Source organism: Sphingobium sp. AP50 (assembly GCF_900109095.1).
In the GTDB taxonomy this organism is placed as follows: domain Bacteria; phylum Pseudomonadota; class Alphaproteobacteria; order Sphingomonadales; family Sphingomonadaceae; genus Sphingobium.
Genome location: NZ_FNYZ01000001.1, coordinates 483,155 through 500,537, shown reverse-complemented (window position 1 = coordinate 500,537; position 17,383 = coordinate 483,155). Strand labels below are relative to the sequence as shown.

The following is a 17,383-nucleotide window of genomic DNA, read 5'->3' as shown; positions in this document are numbered from 1 at the left end:
CGCCAGCACCAGCAAGGGATCAGCCGTTCAGCTTGTCCTTGACCGCCTTGGCGGGGGTGAAGCCCAGCTTCTTCGACGCCGCGATCTGGATGGTGGCGCCGGTGGCGGGGTTGCGACCCTCGCGCGCTGCGCTTTCCTTGACCTTGAACTTGCCGAAGCCGTTCAGCGATACTTCCTCGCCCTTGGCAGCAGCGTCGGCGATCGCCGCGAACACGCCGTCGACGATCTTCTTGGCGTCGGCCTTCGAAAGGCCGCTGGCGCTGGCGACGGTGTCGGCGAGGTCAGCATTGTTCATGTGAGGGGGTCCTTTCCCTTGGTAGTTGAACTGGCGACTTAGCCATTCCATCCGGTCTGGTCCATCCGCCTTTGCACGACAAACCGCCTTTATTGGGCGGATTTAGGGGTCTGGGCAGTCAGCGGACTGAAGGAAGGCGGCGCACATACGCCCGAGATCCTCTTTCAGTTCCCTCCAGTCGCCTTCCGATCGGACGCACAGGACCGTTCAGGCGGGAATCGGGACGCCGTCATCAACCTGTTCGGCAGCGATCATCCGGTCGATCATGCGCAGCGCCATGACAGGCGCGCGATCGATGGCGATGGCGGTCTTCTGGCGCAGGCCGGTCCGTTCCTGTTCGACCTGAATGGCGCTGGCCATGACATTATCTTCCTGAAAGGTCTTTTCCAGACTGGCGCGCAGCCCTGCGTCGAAGCCGCTGTCCTCCTGCCGGTAATTGCGCAGGTGCAGCCAGAAGAAATGGGTGGTCCGTTCGGTTTCCGGCGTCAGGAATTTATAGCTGAAGGTGCGGATGCCGCCATGCATCAGATTGGCATCGGTCCGCTCCATGCCCGCCGGGATCACGGCGATATCGACGAAGCTGGTGGCGGGCAGTTCGAAATGGAAGGCGACCTGCCGGTCGACGCGGCCGTCGCCAAAGTCGCGGCTCTTGCTGTCGAGCGGGGTCGGCGGGACATTTTCGATCCAGCGATAGGCTTTGAGGCCATAGTCGCTTTGCGCCACCTGCACCGGAACATCCTTGGCCGCCTTGTTCCCGATCGTCTCCTTGTGGAGGAAGGTGGTGTGCGCAGGATCCATGAGATTTTCGATCTCGATCCGGTAATTGGCGCGATGATGCTGATAGCCCTGATCCAGCACCGCCCAGCCCGGCTCGCCATGGCCCAGCACCTGCGGCAGCTTGGCTTCGTCGGCCGCGCCCTCTCCGGTCCAGAGCCACACCAGCCCATAGCGCTCCGCCACCGGATAGGCGCGCGCCCGCGCCGTCGGCGGGATGATGGCCTGCCCCGGAATGCCGATACAGTCGCCCCGGCCGTTGAACACCATGCCATGATAGCCGCAGCGCAGCCCGCCATCGGCGCATTCGCCCAGCGATAGAGGCGCCAGCCGGTGCGGGCAGCGATCTTCCAGCGCGCCGATCACGCCATCGGGCTGGCGGAACAGCACCACGGTTTCGCCCAATATCTGTCGGGCGACGGGTGCATCCCCGATATCGCTGGCCCATGCCGCCGCATACCAATGGTTGCGGACGAAGCCCTGGGTGAAATCCGCCTTGATCGACATGCCTGTAATCCTCTGCTGTCCTTTCCCGCCATAGTAAGGGCCGCCGCCGCGCCAGAAAGGCGACAATCGGCACGTTTATGGTGCGGAAACGGCAATGGTGGCGCGGACCGGGATCAGAAACAGCGCAGGCGCGATCGGAAATCCGCCGTCATTGGTGCGCCCGGCGCGACACATATTTGCGATTAGCGCTATCGCCGGGACCAATCCCCTGTCCTACCAATGTTGCTGACGAAACGATGCGCCGCAGGGCGCCAACGCCGATCGTCCGGCGAACCCAAGGAGGGGAAGTCATGCTTTCAACCAAGACGAGATTGCGCGCGCTGCTGATGACCGGCACCGGCGCTGCCTGTGCGCTGACCATGCCGGCGCTGGCGCAGGAGAATGCCGCCCCGGCCGGTGGCATCGCCGACATCATCGTGACCGCGCAGAAGCGCGCGGAAAACCAGCAGAATGTGCCGATCGCCGTAACCGCCGTGTCGGCCGCCACGCTGGAGAGGGTGGGCATTGCCGATACGTCGGACCTGAAGAATGTCGCGCCCAGCCTGAATTTCAGCACGGCTGTCGGCGGCTTTGGCCTGCCGCGTATTCGCGGCGTCGGATCGACCGGCACCGGCCCCGGCGTCGAGAACCCGGTCGCCACCTATATCGATGGCGTCTATGTCAGTTCGCCGATCGGTGCGCTGACCAATTTGAACGATATCGAGCAGGTCGCGGTGCTGAAAGGACCGCAGGGCACGTTGTTCGGGCGCAACGCCACGGGCGGCCTCATCCAGATCACGACCAAGAAGCCGAGCGACACGCCGACCGCCAATGTCCGCTTCGGCTATGGCAATTATGATACGGTGACGGCGTCCGCCTATGTCAGCGGCGGGCTGACCGATGGGCTGACCGCCAGCATCGCCGCCAAATATGAGAATAGAGACAAGGGCTTCGGCACCAACGTCTATACCGGCAACGACATCATGACCCAGCGCAGTTTCAGCACGCGCGGGAAATTGCTGTGGGAGGGGGACGCCACCACGGTCCAGATGTCGGGCGACTATTCGACGGTCGAGGGCGTCAATCCGGCCTTCCGCCCGATCAGCAAGAATGTGCGCGGCCTTTATGCCGGTGGCGGGCGGCGCGACATCGATTCCGATTTCGATCCCATGATGGATTCGAAGCAATATGGCGGCAGTCTGGACATCACCCATGATTTCGGCGGCTTTTCCGCCAAGAGCCTGAGCGCCTATCGCAAGATGCGCCTTTATGTGAAATTCGACCCCGATGGCACGACCGAAAGCGACTGGGTCGGCGTGCCGGGCGCCAACAGCCCGCCGCTGGGCTTCGCCCATGGCTTCCAGATCGAAAATACCCAGATCGACGAACAGTTTACGCAGGAATTGCAATTGCTGTCCGACGATGACGGGGCGCTGAGCTGGGTGCTGGGCGGCTTCTATATGTGGAGCAAGGGCCGCTTCAATCCGGGGCGCAGCCGCACCGCCTTCCTCAACCAGTTCGGCCGCTATACCGATGTGACCGCGACGCAGACGCTCAACAGCCTCGCCGCCTTCGCGCAGGGCACCTATCATCTGGGCGAAGCGACCAATCTGACCGCCGGCATCCGCTATACCCATGACAAGCGCGAGGGGGAGGGCATCCGCATCACCTATGCCGCAGATGGCACGCCGCTCGCCACCCAGACCGCGCCGCAGGGCGTGCTGGAAAGCTATGAGGACACTTTCCCCAAAATGACCTGGCGGCTGTCGCTCGACCACCGTTTTTCGCCGCAGGTCATGGCCTATGCCAGCTATAATCGCGGTTTCCGCAGCGCCGCCTATGTCGTCGGCAATTTCGGCCTCGCCACCGACATCACCAACAAGGTACTGAAGCCTGAAGTGGTCGATGCCTATGAAGTGGGCCTGAAGACCGACCTGCTCGACCGCCGCCTGCGCTTCAACGTCGCCGGCTATTATTATGACCAGAAGAATGTGCAGGTGATGCAGATTCAAAATGGCATCCAGACGGTCTATAATGCCGACGGCGCCAGGATTTATGGCGTGGATGCCGACTTCATCCTCCAGCCGTTCGAGCATTTCAGCATCACCGGCGGCGTCAACTGGACCCATGCGCGCTACAAGAATTTCACCAATGCGCAGGTGACAACACCCAATCCGACAGGCGGCAACATTCTGACCACGGGCGACGCCAGCGGCAAGCGCTTGCAGAATGTGCCGGACTGGACGCTGTCGCTGGGCGCTTCCTACGAGATCGGGCCGGTCACGATCACGGGCAACTATTATCATAATGACGGCTGGGCCGCCGACCCCGACAATCGCGTGCGGCAGTCCGCCTATGACCTGGTCGACGCATCGATCAACTGGCAGGTCGGCGGCGGCGCCAGCGTCTCCGTCTGGGGCAAGAACCTGACCAATGCCTTCTATTTCCAGCAACTCGGCGCCAGCAATTTCGCCGACAACGGTGTCCAGGCGTCGCCGCGAACCTATGGCGTGACCCTCGGTTTCGATTTCTAGAAGCATTTTCTAGCCGGGTGGAAACACCCGGCGCCTCGGAAAATGCGTCAAACAAACGAAATCGAGCCGGGTTTCTGGGAATAAGGGGGAGCGCGCCATTCGCCTGGCCGGGCGGATGGCGCGTTTTCCTGTCGATCAAGGAGAGGCATATGAAACTGGATCGCCGCATGATGATGGGGCTGATCGGCGCAGGCGCGCTGATGCCGACGCGGCTGATAGCCCAAGAGGCAAAGGGCGCGACCGTGACCCTGCTCGGCACCGCTGGCGGGCCGCCCGCCCATGCCGACCGGTCGCAACCCGCCAGCCTGTTGCAGGTGGGCGGCAAGACCTATCTGATCGACGCGGGCGAGAATGTCGGCCAGCAACTGGCGCGCGCGGGCGTGCTCGCGTCGAAGGTGGATGCGACGCTGCTGACGCATCTCCATTGGGATCATACGCTGGGCCTCGACTATCTGATGGCGACCGGATGGATGCGCGGGCGGCGCCAGCCCATGCCAGTCTGGGGACCGCCCGGCACGCGCACGCTGGTCGAGCGCACGGTGGCCGCAATCGGGGTCGGAGAGGATATCTTCCGCGCGCAGGCGCAGGAGCGACCGCCCATCGCCAGCCTCTATCCCGCGCGAGAGGTGGATGTGAGCGCGCCGCAACGGCTGTTCGATGACGGCACGGTGAAGCTGAGCGCAGTCGCCAACACGCATTTCGCGGAGATCCGCAGCGCACCGCATGCCTATGGCGTGGACAAGGCCTATAGCTATCGGCTCGACATGGCGGCGGGGGCGGTGGTGTTCACCGGCGATACCGGGCCGTCCGAGGCGCTGACGCGCTTTGCCAGGGGCGCGACGCTGATGGTGTCGGAGATTGTCGACCTGCCCAGCATGAAGGCGGCGCTGATCGCGGCGGGCAGCAAGGGGCAGGAGCTGGACTTGCTGATGCAGCATATGGAACATCAGCATCTGACCGCCGACGCGCTGGGCCAGATGGCCGCGCAGGCCGGGGTGAAGAAGCTGGCGCTCAGCCATTATGTGATCGGGCGGGATTTCGATCCGGCGGGGTTTGTCGCGCCGCTGCGGAAACATTTTGGCGGGGAGATTATCGTCGGGCAGGATTTGATGGCGATTGCTGTCTGAGCTTTCTCACCCCCGTTCGTGCTGAGTAGGGGCTGAGCCCTTCGACTGCCTGCTTGCAGCAGGCGCTCAGGATAAACTTCGCCACAGGTGAAGTCGAAGACCCGTATCGAAGCACTGATCCTTCGATACGCCATTTCGACTTCGCTCAATGCCTGTCCTGAGCGTCCAAAGCAGTCACGTGCCTGCTTTGGACCTTGGCAGGCAGTCGAAGGGGCTACTCAGGACGAACGGATTAGTGCCTAGCCGCCTGCACCGTATTGCGCAGCAGGCAGGCGATGGTCATCGGCCCTACCCCGCCCGGCACCGGGGTCAGCGCGCCGGCGTGGTCCATTTCGTCCGCCGCCGCGTCCCCCACGATCCGGCCGTCTGCATTTCGGTTGATGCCGACATCGATCAACACCGCGCCCGGCTTTACCCAGTCGCCCCGTACCAGCCGCGGACTGCCCGCCGCGACGACGACGATGTCGGCGCTGCGCACGATATCGGGCAGGCCGCGGGTGTGGATATGGGTGACGGTGACGGTGCATTCGCGCTCCAGCAGCAGCAGCGCCACCGGCTTGCCGACGATGTTGGACTTGCCGATCACGACGGCCTTGAGGCCGCGAAAATCATCGATCACCCGCTCCAGCAGCATCATGCAGCCAAGCGGCGTACAGGGGATGAGGCCACCCGTGCCGGTGGACAGCCGCCCGACATTGACGGGATGAAAGCCATCCACATCCTTGTCCGGCGCGATCGCGCCCAGCACCCGGTCGCTGGCAATCTGTGGCGGCAGCGGGAGTTGCACCAATATGCCGTGCGTGGCGGGATCGGCGTTCAGCCGGTCGATCAGCGCGAGCAGGTCCGCCTCGCTGGTTGCGGCGTCCAGCCGATGCTCGACCGAGCGGATGCCGACCCGCGCCGCCGCCTGCTGCTTGCGGCGGACGTAGATCACGCTGGCCGGATCATGGCCCACTAAAATGACAGCGAGTGAGACAGCTATGCCGCCTTGCGCCAGCGCGGCCACGCCCGCGCGCGTCTCCGCCTCCAGTTCGCGGGCGATGATGTCGCCCCGCACGATCTGCGCCATGGTCAGTTCCCGAACACGACCGTCTTGGCGCCGTTGGGCAGCACCCGGTGGGCGATGTGCCAGCCGACCGCCCGACCCAGCACCCGGCTTTCGATCTCGCGCCCCTTGGCGACCAGCGCATCGGGCGAATCCTCATGGCTGACCGGTTCGACCGCCTGATGGATGATCGGCCCTTCGTCGAGGTCGGCGGTGACATAATGGGCGGTCGCGCCGATCATCTTCACGCCGCGGGCGTGGGCCTGATGATAGGGTTTGGCGCCCTTGAAGCTGGGCAGGAAGCTGTGATGGATGTTGATGCAGCGGCCCGACAGGAAGACGGCCAGATCGTCGCTCAATATCTGCATATAGCGCGCCAGGATCACCAGTTCCGCCCCGGTCTGATCGACCAGCGCCTTGATCCGCGCCTCCTGCTGCGGCTTGCTGTCCTTCGTGATCGGCAGGTGATGGAAGGGGATATCGCCAATCTGGCTGACGGTCAGCGCGTCGGCCGGATGGTTGCCGACGATGGCGACGATATCCATCGGCAGCTCGCCGATCCGCTGCTTGTAGAGCAGATAGCCCAGGCAATGGTCGAATTTCGACACCAGAATGAGGACGCGCATCCGCTGGTCCGCCGGCACCAGTTTCCAGTTCATGCCATAGTCGCCCGCCAGCGGGGCGATTGCATCGCGCAAACTGTCCACATCCTTGTCGCTTTCGAACATGATGCGCAGGAAGAAGCGACCCGTTTCCCGATCGTCGAACTGGCGGGATTCGAGGATATTGCCGCCCTGCGCGAAGATCGCGCCACTCACATGATGGACGATGCCCGGCCGGTCGGGGCAGCTGAGGACGAGCGTATAGGTCTGGGGCATGTGTCTCTCCTGATATTATGATGGGGGTCAGGCGGCGCGGCAGCCGCGCGGCGCCGCGCCTGCCTGCACCAGCCAGTCGGCGGTCTGGGCGAAACCGCCGAAGGGGAAGATGTGCAGATGCACCTGCCCCGTCCGTGTCGGTTCCAGTCCCGCCTGCAAATCCGCGACGAAGCGATCCGGCCCGGCATTGCCGAACAGGCGGCCCAGCGACAGACCATATTTGGCGACCGCGCCCGCCGACGCCGTGACGCCACAGCGCGCGGCATAGCGCAGCAAGGTGCGCACGCCGGTCGGCCCCGGAATGCCGATGCGCACCGGCTGGCCGATGCCGCGCGCCCGCACCTGCCGCAGCCAGTCCAGCACGCGCTGCGCGTCGAAGGAAAATTGGGTGACGATCTGGCTATCCAGCCCGCGCGCGGTCAGGGCGGCAACCTTGTCCTGCATCGCCTGCCAGATGACATCTTCCGCCACATCGGGATGGCCGTCGGGATGGCCCGCGATACCGACGCTTTTGATGCCATGTCGTTCGATGAGGCCGGTGGCGATGACCGACAGGCTGTCCGCAAACGGCCCGACCGGTCGGGCGAGGTCGCCCGCGATCAGGAAGATCGTGTCGACCTGTGCCTGGTCCCGCAGCGCGCCGAGCAGCGCATCGAGCGCCACCTCACTTTGCAGGCGCCGGGCCGAGATATGCGGCACCGGCAAGAGCCCGGCGGCGCGGATCATGGCGCAGGCGTCGATCCGGGCAGCATCGCTCTCTTCGGGCAGATAGGGGACATAGACCTGCGCCGGGCACGGCAGATTGTCGGCGATGACGATGGTGGCGGCGTCCTTCGCCGTGGCTTCGATACTATAATTGCTAAGAATGTCGCTGAACATCGGCATGACCTGTCGCTGTGTCGGGATGGTCGCGACATGCCACCGGCGCCAGCACGGCAGTAGCGCACGAACCCGCAACAATCTGGTGCGGAAGACGGGCATTCCGCGCTTTTCCCGGCTTTCCGGGCGGTCCGCGCGCTGTTGCGGAAGACGCGACAGTGTGGCGCGGATCGGGGCGTATCTGGGGACAGTCGAGCCTTGCTAAACCCCATGACGGGCCGCGAGAACGCGGCAGGAGGATCGAGGAAAGGAATGAACATGACGCCCAAAAGCCTGCAACAGGCGATCGATGACGCCGGATCGCCGCTGGGCGTGGTCTGGAAGCCCAATGCCAAGAGCTGGGAAGTGCCGGTGATCCAGCCCGAATATATCGGATGGCGCGCCGAACAGGCCGCCTGGCGCGACAATGTGGCGCTGAGCGACCTGTCGCATCATATGTGGGACTTGTGGATCGAGGGGCCGGACGCGCTGCGCCTGCTGAAGGATTATAGCGCCAATAATTACGAGAATTTCGTCGTCGGACAGGCCAAGCAGTTCGTGCCGGTGACGGCCAAGGGCGACATCGTCACCGACGGCATTTTGATGCGCGACGCGGAGGAGCGGTTCAACCTGTCGGGCGTGCCGGCTTCGCAAAGCTGGATACGCTATCATGGCGAAAAGGGCGGCTATGATGTGGAGATGCGGGTCGACCCGGACTCCGGCCTGCGCAAGGCGGGCGAACCGATCCTGTTCCGCTATCAGATTCAGGGGCCGAACGCGCTGCCGCTGGCGGAGAAATTGTTCGGCGGGCCGCTGCCCAAGACCAAATTCTTCCATTCGACCCCGGTGTCGCTGGGCGGCCGCAATTTCCGCGCCTTCCGCCACGGCATGGCGGGGATGCCCGGTTATGAGTTCATCGGCGACTGGGCCGACGCCGCCTATGTGAAGGACGCGATCCTGAAGGCCGGCGAGGAATTCGGCCTGGTCCATGTCGGCGGCAAGGCCTACTATACCAACGGTATCGAAAGCGGCTGGATCCCCACCCCCACGCCCGGCATCTTCAGCGATCCCGACCTGCGCGGCTATCGCGAATGGCTGAGCCTCTTTTCCTATGAGGGGCAGAAGCCGCTGCACGGCAGCTTCTATTCGGACAATATCGAGGATTATTATGTCTCCCCGTTCGAGCTGGGCTATGGCAAGTCGATCGCCTTCAACCATGACTATCTGGGCCGCGAGGCGCTGGAACGGGCGAAGGATGATTATCGCCGCCGCCGCGTGACGCTGATCTTCGACAAGGCAGATATGGACCGGGTGTTCGGCCAGCCGCACTATCTCAACACCTATGGCCGCTATCGGATCGAGGCGGGCGGCAAAATGGTCGGCATGTCGTTCCAGACCGGGCTGATCGGGCCGCTGAACACGATATTGTCGCTGGCGCTGGTCGATCAGGACCATGCGGCGCCCGGCACGCAGGTCGAATTCGTCTGGGGCGAGCATCCCGGTCCCGGCCATGATCCGGCGGGCGATTTCGGCTTCCGGCGCCTGCGCGCAACGGTGGCGCCGTCACCCTATAATGATCATGCGCGGACGGATTATCGGAAGGATTGATCCTCCGCTTGAGGTGATGAAACGCCCGGCCCGAAAGGACCGGGCGTTTTGCTATGTGCGGGGCGTGTCGTCCTGGATCGAGGCGAGGCTGCGGGTCGCGCTGCCGCGCGCCTTGAACCAGTCCGCGAGGAAGGAGATGAGCGCGCGGGTCTTGCGCGGCGCATCTCCACCCGGCGGAAAGGCGACGTAGAGCGGACGGCTGGCCAGCGGATAATCGGGCAGGACATGGACCAGAGCGCCCTGCGCCAGCGTCCCCTGAATAATCCCCTGCGGCAGCATGGCGATGCCGAGGCCGCCCGCCGCCGCCTCCCGCAAAGCAAAGACGCTGTTGGAGGAGAAGCGTGGCGGCTGGGGCAGCGGCACGCGCTCACCGTTTGCGAAGGTCCAGGACGTCTCGGTTGTTTTGGCGAGGCATTGATGCACGGCGAGATCGGCGATCTGCGCGGGTGCGCCATGCTGGGCGATATAGGCGGGCGAGGTAGCAAGGATATGATCGATCTGGCCGATTTTCTTCACCATGATCGAACTGTCGCGCAGCACATTGGGCTGGATGCAGACATCGAAGCCCATCGCCAGAAATTCATGCGGGTTGCTCGACGGTTCGGCGAAATGGATCTTCACGCCGACCTTGGGATTGAGCGCGCAAAATTCCGCCGTGGCGACCGATATGCCGAAGCTGCCGATCCAGATCGGGCAGAGGATCGAAATCTCCCCCTCCACCTCATTCTTGATCGCGGTGATTTCCTCCTCGCCATGGCGGATGTCACCCAGCACGCGGCTGCACAGCTCATGATAGCGCAAACCCGCTTCGGTCGGCGTGACCGAGCGGGTAGTGCGGTTGAGCAGGCGGATGCCGAGATAGGCCTCAAGGTCCGCGACATGGCGCGACACCAGCGTCCGGCTGATGCCCAGATCGTCGGCGGCCGTGGTGAAATTGGCATATTTGACGACCTTCTGAAAGGTCATCATCGTCGCCAGGCGGTCCATCCCCCCCTCCTATTCTCTTTTATATGGTGCGCCCTTTTATTCCCGGCGCACAGGGAACTGGCAAGAGGTTCAGGCGCGGGCGCGATGGCCGCTGATTTCGTCGCCGACATCGCGCGCCAGACTGCGGTAGGAGAGCGCGGCGAGTGCGCTCATCGCCCCGGCCAGCACCAGCGCGACGCGGAAGTCGGCAAGGCCGATCGCATCCGCGCCCCGCGCCATCTGGCTGAGCGTCAGCAGCAGCGCGCCCACTGCCACGCCCGCGCCCATGCCGATCTGCTGGGTGAGCGAGGAGAGGACCGAAGCGGGCTGGCGCTGTTGCGGGGCGATGTCGGCGAAATTGACCATGGTGATGGCGGTCAGCTGGAGCGAGCGGCCCGCGCCGGCCAGAGCTAGGATCAGTCCGTTGAGCAGCAGATGCTGTTCCGGCACGATGAAGGCGCAGAGCGCAATCGTAATGCCCGCACCAATGCTGCTCCAGATGAGCGTCGCGCGGATGCCGAAGCGGGTGATGACGGGGTTGGTCAGCATCTTCATGCCGAGATTGGCCAGCATGTAGATCATCAGCATGCCCCCGGCCTCCAGCGGGCTGAGACCGAAGGCGAGCTGGAACATCAGGGGCAGCAGGAAGGGCGTGGCGCTGATCGTCGCGCGGGAGAGGACACCGCCGGTCACGCTGCTGATAAAGAAGCTGTGGACCTTGAGTGCCTCCAGCCGGACGAGCGGCGCCTGCGTGCGGCGCATATGGCGCAGCGCCGCCATGCCCACGGCCAGCGCGAACAGCATCAGGCCAAGGCCGATCGCCAGCGCCGATGTTTCACGCAGCCCCAGCAGGTCGAAGCCATAGGTCAGCGCCAGCAGCGCCACCGCCGTCAGGATGAAGCCCCGGCCATCGAAGCGGGTCGGTTCCTTCTTCTCATTGGGGACAAAGGCCAGCACCAGCGCCATGCCGATCAGGCCGACGGGAATGTTGACGTAGAAGATCCAGTGCCAGGACGCCGCATCGGTGATCCAGCCGCCGAGCGGCGGGCCAAGGACCGGCGCGACGAGGCCGGGCCAGATGAGCGCGGACAGCGCCTTCATCAGATCCTTCTTCTCCGACGTGCGCAGCACCACCAGCCGGCCGACCGGGGACATCATCGCCGCCGCCGCGCCCTGCATGGCGCGGCCGACGATGAAGGTGGTGAAATCGGGCGCCAGGCCGCAGACCAGCGAGGACAAGGTGAACAGGCCGATCGCCCCGCAGAAGAGGGTGCGTGTGCCGACCCGGTCGGCCAGCCAGCCCGACGCGGTGACGCAGGCCGCCGCCGCCATCAGATAGGCGGTGATGCCCATGCTCATCCGCGCGGCATCGACGCCGAAGTCCCGCGCCATCTGTGGCAGGGCCGTGACGATGATTGTCGCGTCCAATGTCTCCATGAAGAAGGCGATCGCGACGATCAGCGATACCAGCATCGATCGCCCGCCCACCATAGACGCCAGTCTCTCGCTCACCCTTTGTCTCCAATTTCCGGGATAATGCCGCAGCGCGATTGTCGCCCCCGGCCCTGTTCATGCCTTAAGGGTGTCAAATGCCGGCAGGGTCCGCAACCCGCGCATTGGTGCGGTTTTGGCAACATAGAAGTGTCGCCCGTCCGGTTGCCGCCATCGGGCAGTTGGCCGACAAGGAAAGCACAGAAAAGAGAATTTCGGAGGAGCCCTGCATGTCGCAAGCCGAGCGCGCACCCTGGTCGCGCATCATCCTGATCTATCTGATCGGCGTCTTCGGCATGATGGTGGTCAGCGCCGCCCTGCCCGCTTTGGGCGGCATCGCGGCGGAGTTCCGGCCGCCCTCCCCCTCCACCATCGGTTGGGTCATGTCGGCGCCCGCACTGGCGGCGGCGCTGGCTTCGCTGGCGATCGGCGCGCTGGTCGACCGGTTCGGCGACCGACGGATGATGCTGATCGGCGGGGCGCTGGTGCTGCTGGGCGATATCGGCGTGGTGACGGTGCATGATATGACGCTGCTGCTCGCCTGGCGGATCGCGGCGGGGCTGGGCTATGTCTGCATCGTCGTGGCGGCGGTGACGATGATCATGCGTATGACCAGCGGAAGGGCACGCACGGCCGCGCTGGCGCTGTGGTCCACGGTCATTCCGGCGAGTTTCGTGATCGCGTCGCTCTATGGCGCGGCCTTCGGTCATGCCGGGGGATGGCGGACGATATTCCTGCTGCATGCCGGTGGCGTGGCGCTGTTGATGGCATTGGCGATCGCCTGCCTGACGGGTGGCGTGGCGCCGGAAACGGGCCGGTCACGCCTGAACGGCATCGGGCAGGTGCTGCGCAGCCCATGGCCCTATGTGCTGGGGGCGTCCTTCGCCGCTGCCGCTTTCCTCCAGACCGGTTTCGTCTCCTCCCTGCCGCGCCTGCTGGCCGGCAGCATCGGGGCGAGCGAAGCGCAGGTGCATAGTTTCAACGCGCTGGCGATGGTCTGCAACATGGTGGGCGCCTTCTCCTTCGGCCTGTTGTTCAATCGGGGCCTGAAGCCCTGGCAGATGGGGGTCGCAAGCGTGGCGATGTGCGGTCTGGCGGGACTGGGGCTGGTGCTGGCGCCGACCAGCCTGATGCTGGCGATCGTGATGAATTGTGCGCTGATGTTTGGGCTGGGGATATTGGTGGGCATGTGGGCGCTGCTGCCCGCAGTCACGCCCTCCCCTGCCTGCACCGGCGCGGCGAGTGGCCTGATCACGCAGATTACGCTGCTGGGCGTGTTGTTCGGCCCACCCGTAGCCTTTCAGGCGCTGCATGCCGGGCCGACGACGATGCTGCTGTTTCTGGCGGTGGCGCTGCTGGTCTGCATGATCGGCTGGCCGGTGTGGCGGCGACCGCTGACCGCCGCGGTGGCAGCGGCGCACTGACCCCGGTCAGCGCGCCATGCCCCGGCCGGTCGCGCTCCACCAGATGCCGCCCATCAGATGGGCGAGATAGGTCGGGTCGCGATACATTTCGACATCATGGCCCAGCGTGGTGACGAAGACGCGGCCCTTTTCATAGGAATGATACCAGGCAACCGGATGGTCCGGCCCCATGGGTTTTGCCACCTGCCCCGGCCAGATTTTCGTCGGGTCATAGCTGCTTTCATCCACGGTCAGCACCGGGTGGATCGCGATATGATAAGGATTGGCGAGGACATAATATTCGTCGCTCCAGATCCAGCGATCGGGCAGGCCGAAGGTGGCGGGAAAGCCGTTGTCGGCGATCGTCACCGCAGCGGTTTGCAGCATGGGATGGTTGATGAAGCTGCGGCCGACCAGCTTCTCATACCAGACCCAGTCATTAGGCGGGGTGATGGCGGCACGGTGGACGACGATCGCATTGCCGCCGCCACGCATATAAGCCTCGAACTTCGCGCGCTGGGCGGCGTTCAGTTCCTCGCCCGGTGTGTTGAGGAACATCACCGCCGCATATTGGCTGAGGTCGCCGTCGAACACATCGGTCCGATTGGCCCAGGTGAATTCGAAAGCATGGAGCTTCGCCAGTCGCTCCAGACTGTCGCGGGCGACCGGAATATATTCATAATGATATTTGTTGGGGATGGAGAGGACGAGCAGCTTATATTGCGGATCGGCCAGCGCCGCCGAGGGGATGATCATCCCCAGCAGCGCCAGCAAGGCCCAGATCATCCGCCGCATCGCCACCCCTTTCAGTCGATATGCGCCGCATATAGGCCATGGTGCGACAGCATGAACAGCGTCTTGCCGTCTGCCCCGCCGAACAGCAGTTGCAGGGGCCGTTCGGGCACATCGATCCGGCCGATTTCCTTGCCATCGGACGCATAGACGAAGACCTGTCCATTGGCGACATAGACGCGACCCTGTGCGTCGCTGACCACGCCTTCCCCGCCGCGATCGGCGAAGAGTTTGAGGTCGCTCAGCGTGCCGTTGGCGCTGACCAACGCGCTGTAGGTGCGGTTTTCCGATCCGTTGGTGACATGGATGCGCTCACCCGGCTTGCCCTGCACGAAGCCATAGCTGTCGAGCGAATGGGAGAAGCGCAGGCCGCGATGATCGGCCGGTCCCTGCGCGAAGACGCGCCAGGCCGGAAGGGCGATGCTGCCGTCTGGCGAGACATAGGATTGCGCATGGGGCTGTGCCGTGTCGTGGGCGAACATGTCGGACAAGGTAGTGAATTGATAAGTCTTGGGATCGATCTGATCCTTGAACTCGCCATTCACCCACCAGTTGACCGGGAAGACCGTGGCCGCGCCGCCCTGTGCCGTTGAGGTGTGGGCCGCCGGGGTGGCGGGGATGACGCTGATCTGCGTTTCCGGCGCGTCAGGCGTGACGCTGTAGACCGTGCCATTGCGGCCATAGGAGGAGAGGACGAGCAAATTGCCGGACTTGTCGATGGTGAGGTTCACCGGATCGAGCGCGGCGTCGCGAACCATTTCCAGACGGCCCGTGTCGGACCAGCGCCAGATGCGCTGGAAGAAGCGGTCGATGAAATAGAGCCGCCCCTGCGCATCGACCGCGCCACCGCCAATGCCGTAGAAGCCGTCGGCCAGCTTGGCGACCTGGGCGTTACCGAAGGTCGAGGGGGCGACCGGTTCGGGCTTGGCCGGCACGTCCAGCACGGCAAATTCGCGCTCGCGCACCTCAAGGCCGTGAGTCACGTCCGTAATGGCGTTTTCGAACGGATATTTGGTGAGTCGCAGGAAGGTGGCGCAGCCATTTTCGTCGCAGGTGCCGACCCCGCTTTCCGCATTCACATGGACATTGCGGAAGCGGATATCGTGCGAATTATAGAGCGACACGGCGGTCGGCGCAGGCTTGCGCGTGCGGGTAACGCGATAGCCGTGGAAATTGGCGACCAGGATGTTGCGGGAATCGCGGATTTCGAGCGCGACGGCATCGCCGCTCTCGCCCGCTTCCCCTTCGGTCTGGGGGGCGAGCAATTCCCAGTTGGCGACGCGATTAAGGCCGATTTCGGTGCGGACATGATGTTCGACCGACGCCTGAATCAGGCGACCGGGCGTTTCCGTGTCGGAAATCAATATGCCGGGATGGCCAAAGCTGCTGGGGCTCCAGATATTGGCGAAGGTGCCGCCGCCGCCCTGCGTCACCCACAGGCTGGCATATTGGCCGGCCCAGCGGCGCGCGGCATCGGGATCGGCGGTGGCATTGTTGTTATAGGGATTGCGCCGGCTGCCATCGAAGGCGTCGGTGCCATGGCCGCCCTGGAACTTGACGTCATTGACCATGGAGTTGGCCCCGGCCTTCCAGAGGAGTGCCGTGGCGCGGGGGTTGGCGCCATTGGTGTCGAGCGCGATGCCAGCCACGATCGCGTCGCCGCCCTGCGCGCTTTCGACCAGCGCCTTGGGTGCGCCGACGCCCTGAAAGGCGGGCGTGCCGTCGGGCAGGACGATCTGGGTCAGGCTGGGGTGCAGGCCGATCAGCACTGTGTCGGCGCGCAGACGCAGCGTGTCGCTGACCTTGTAGAAACCGGCGGGGAGATAGACGACGCGATGGCTGTCGATCGCCTTTTGCAGGACGGCAGTATCATCCGTGCTATTGTCGCCCTTCGCGCCCAGCGTGCGGACATTGACCCAGTCGGACACGGAGGGAAGCGGACGGATGGCGGGCGCGGCGGGTGCGGGCAGGCTGGCGATGCTCTCCGCCTGCATGTCGGTCTTGTATTCGCCGATGTGGCCGAGGCCCGGCAGGGTCAGGCCGTGCGTGAAGGACGTGACCTTGTAGGTAGCACCCTTCCCCGCGACCGTCCGGCCGCTCTCGCGGAAGCGGGCGAAAGTGGGGGTGTTGGCGGCCATCACATTCTGGAATCCGACCTGCGTATAGACATTCTTCTCGTTGGAGATGATGACGCCGGCCTTCGACACATTTTCGAAGCGGACATCCTGTCCCCAGAGCCAGTCGCCATAGCCGCGATCAATCTCGATCCCGACCGGCACATTGCGGAAGGCAACGTTGAGCAGGGTCAGGCCCGCTTCATGTTCGCGGATGGCGGCGTCACGCTGCCCCTCGAACGTCGCATCGACCAAGGCGAAGGGCCATGCGGGGGAGGTTTTTTCAGCCAGGATGCCATAGCGGCCGCCCTTGAAATGTAGATCCTCCGCTTCGTTGGCGACATGGTAGAGGCCCGCAAGGCCTGATCCGATATCGAAATCGACATGGCTGACGAAGCTGTGCTGGGCGGAATGGAAGCGGATCGCGGTCGCGGCCGGATTGCCGTCGCCGATGCGGAAATCAATATTGCCGAGCGCGGAATAGAAGGTGCCGGGATTGGCGTCCGCCACATTTTTGTCGAAGGGCACGCTGCCGGCCGGGGGGAAGGCGGCGGGCGTGCCGTCCTTGTCGGTCTGGCGCTGGCCACCGGCGAAGATCAGCATATGGGCGACCCCGCGCTGGAAGCCGGGGGTTTTGGCGCCCAGTTCGATCACCGGGCGTTTTTCGCCGATGCCGAAGATGCGAACGCCCGGCCACAGGAAGAGGGTGCGGCTGATGCGGTAGGTGCCGGCGGGCAGAAAGACGATGCCGCCGCCGCCCTTGGCCGCCGCCGCGTCGATCGCCTGCTGGATCGCCGCGCTGTCATCGGCGCGGCCATCGCCCACACCCCGAACCGTCACGGCGCGCGCATCGTCGGGCATGCTGGTGTAGACGGACGGCGAAGCATGGGCTGGCTGCGCCGCCGCCAGATATAGCAGCACTGACGCGCAGGCTCCGCTCAATCCACCATATAGGCCGCGATACATCCATCAGGCTCCGTAAAAAAGAAGACGTCCCGGCCGTGCAGGACCG

Annotated in this window: 13 protein-coding genes; 4 read left to right on the top strand and 9 right to left on the bottom strand. The window is 64.4% G+C overall.

Annotated features, from left to right (window positions below; genetic code table 11):
- Positions 1-19: 19 nt before the first annotated feature.
- Both BMY84_RS02500 and BMY84_RS02495 read right to left on the bottom strand, forming a co-directional pair.
- A complete protein-coding gene (locus tag BMY84_RS02500; RefSeq protein ID WP_093016809.1) occupies positions 20-295 on the bottom strand; it encodes an HU family DNA-binding protein in 276 nt (91 codons plus the stop codon).
- Positions 296-502: 207 nt separating this feature from the next.
- Positions 503-1,576, bottom strand: a complete 1,074-nt coding sequence (locus BMY84_RS02495; protein ID WP_093080123.1) for an aromatic ring-hydroxylating dioxygenase subunit alpha — start codon at positions 1,574-1,576, stop codon at positions 503-505.
- A gap of 290 nt (positions 1,577-1,866) precedes the next feature.
- On the opposite strand from BMY84_RS02495, the gene BMY84_RS02490 reads away from it, so the two are divergent.
- Together BMY84_RS02490 and BMY84_RS02485 are read left to right on the top strand one after the other, a co-directional pair.
- Positions 1,867-4,089 (top strand): TonB-dependent receptor, encoded by a 2,223-nt coding sequence (locus tag BMY84_RS02490; protein WP_177203869.1) that lies wholly within the window; start codon positions 1,867-1,869, stop codon positions 4,087-4,089.
- A 149-nt stretch (positions 4,090-4,238) separates the two neighbouring features.
- A complete protein-coding gene (locus BMY84_RS02485) occupies positions 4,239-5,216 on the top strand; it encodes an MBL fold metallo-hydrolase (protein WP_093080117.1) in 978 nt (325 codons plus the stop codon).
- 232 nt (positions 5,217-5,448) lie between these two features.
- On the opposite strand, the gene BMY84_RS02480 is transcribed toward BMY84_RS02485, so the two are convergent.
- From BMY84_RS02480 to BMY84_RS02470, 3 genes are read right to left on the bottom strand one after another with little or no spacing between them, the layout of a single operon-like run.
- Positions 5,449-6,285: a bifunctional 5,10-methylenetetrahydrofolate dehydrogenase/5,10-methenyltetrahydrofolate cyclohydrolase gene (locus tag BMY84_RS02480; protein ID WP_093080115.1), complete on the bottom strand. Its 837-nt coding sequence runs from the start codon at positions 6,283-6,285 to the stop codon at positions 5,449-5,451.
- A gap of 2 nt (positions 6,286-6,287) precedes the next feature.
- Entirely contained in the window at positions 6,288-7,139 is an 852-nt protein-coding gene (gene purU / locus BMY84_RS02475; RefSeq protein WP_093080112.1) for a formyltetrahydrofolate deformylase, read from the bottom strand.
- A gap of 27 nt (positions 7,140-7,166) precedes the next feature.
- Positions 7,167-8,120: a methylenetetrahydrofolate reductase gene (locus BMY84_RS02470; RefSeq protein ID WP_143074963.1), complete on the bottom strand. Its 954-nt coding sequence runs from the start codon at positions 8,118-8,120 to the stop codon at positions 7,167-7,169.
- Between the two features lie 156 nt (positions 8,121-8,276).
- Between BMY84_RS02470 and BMY84_RS02465 the strand changes: the two genes are divergently transcribed.
- Complete coding sequence (locus BMY84_RS02465) at positions 8,277-9,605, top strand: aminomethyltransferase family protein (RefSeq protein WP_093080107.1); 1,329 nt, start codon at positions 8,277-8,279, stop codon at positions 9,603-9,605.
- Positions 9,606-9,656: 51 nt separating this feature from the next.
- On the opposite strand, the gene BMY84_RS02460 is transcribed toward BMY84_RS02465, so the two are convergent.
- Both BMY84_RS02460 and BMY84_RS02455 read right to left on the bottom strand, forming a co-directional pair.
- Positions 9,657-10,592, bottom strand: coding sequence for a LysR family transcriptional regulator (locus tag BMY84_RS02460; RefSeq protein WP_093080105.1), 936 nt, complete (start codon positions 10,590-10,592; stop codon positions 9,657-9,659).
- A gap of 69 nt (positions 10,593-10,661) precedes the next feature.
- Positions 10,662-12,083, bottom strand: a complete 1,422-nt coding sequence (locus BMY84_RS02455; RefSeq protein ID WP_143074962.1) for an MFS transporter — start codon at positions 12,081-12,083, stop codon at positions 10,662-10,664.
- A 209-nt stretch (positions 12,084-12,292) separates the two neighbouring features.
- Between BMY84_RS02455 and BMY84_RS02450 the strand changes: the two genes are divergently transcribed.
- On the top strand, positions 12,293-13,486 hold the full coding sequence (locus tag BMY84_RS02450) for an MFS transporter (protein ID WP_177203868.1): 1,194 nt from the start codon (positions 12,293-12,295) through the stop codon (positions 13,484-13,486).
- Positions 13,487-13,492: 6 nt separating this feature from the next.
- Here BMY84_RS02450 and BMY84_RS02445 read toward each other — a convergent pair whose 3' ends face one another.
- Positions 13,493-14,251, bottom strand: a complete 759-nt coding sequence (locus BMY84_RS02445; RefSeq protein WP_371262399.1) for a ThuA domain-containing protein — start codon at positions 14,249-14,251, stop codon at positions 13,493-13,495.
- 20 nt (positions 14,252-14,271) lie between these two features.
- Entirely contained in the window at positions 14,272-17,337 is a 3,066-nt protein-coding gene (locus BMY84_RS02440; protein WP_093080098.1) for a glycosyl hydrolase family 28-related protein, read from the bottom strand.
- Positions 17,338-17,383: the final 46 nt, after the last annotated feature.

Excerpts from the sequence above, each read along its gene's own strand:
- purU (WP_093080112.1), bottom strand. The coding sequence starts at position 7,139 with ATGCCCCAGACCTATACGCTCGTCCTCAGCTGCCCCGACCGGCCGGGC.
- BMY84_RS02440 (WP_093080098.1), bottom strand. The coding sequence starts at position 17,337 with ATGTATCGCGGCCTATATGGTGGATTGAGCGGAGCCTGCGCGTCAGTG.
- BMY84_RS02460 (WP_093080105.1), bottom strand. The coding sequence starts at position 10,592 with ATGGACCGCCTGGCGACGATGATGACCTTTCAGAAGGTCGTCAAATAT.
- BMY84_RS02490 (WP_177203869.1), top strand. The coding sequence starts at position 1,867 with ATGCTTTCAACCAAGACGAGATTGCGCGCGCTGCTGATGACCGGCACC.
- BMY84_RS02500 (WP_093016809.1), bottom strand. The coding sequence starts at position 295 with ATGAACAATGCTGACCTCGCCGACACCGTCGCCAGCGCCAGCGGCCTT.
- BMY84_RS02470 (WP_143074963.1), bottom strand. The coding sequence starts at position 8,120 with ATGCCCGTCTTCCGCACCAGATTGTTGCGGGTTCGTGCGCTACTGCCG.
- BMY84_RS02485 (WP_093080117.1), top strand. The coding sequence starts at position 4,239 with ATGAAACTGGATCGCCGCATGATGATGGGGCTGATCGGCGCAGGCGCG.
- BMY84_RS02465 (WP_093080107.1), top strand. The coding sequence starts at position 8,277 with ATGACGCCCAAAAGCCTGCAACAGGCGATCGATGACGCCGGATCGCCG.
- BMY84_RS02445 (WP_371262399.1), bottom strand. The coding sequence starts at position 14,251 with ATGATCTGGGCCTTGCTGGCGCTGCTGGGGATGATCATCCCCTCGGCG.
- BMY84_RS02480 (WP_093080115.1), bottom strand. The coding sequence starts at position 6,285 with ATGGCGCAGATCGTGCGGGGCGACATCATCGCCCGCGAACTGGAGGCG.
- BMY84_RS02450 (WP_177203868.1), top strand. The coding sequence starts at position 12,293 with ATGTCGCAAGCCGAGCGCGCACCCTGGTCGCGCATCATCCTGATCTAT.
- BMY84_RS02495 (WP_093080123.1), bottom strand. The coding sequence starts at position 1,576 with ATGTCGATCAAGGCGGATTTCACCCAGGGCTTCGTCCGCAACCATTGG.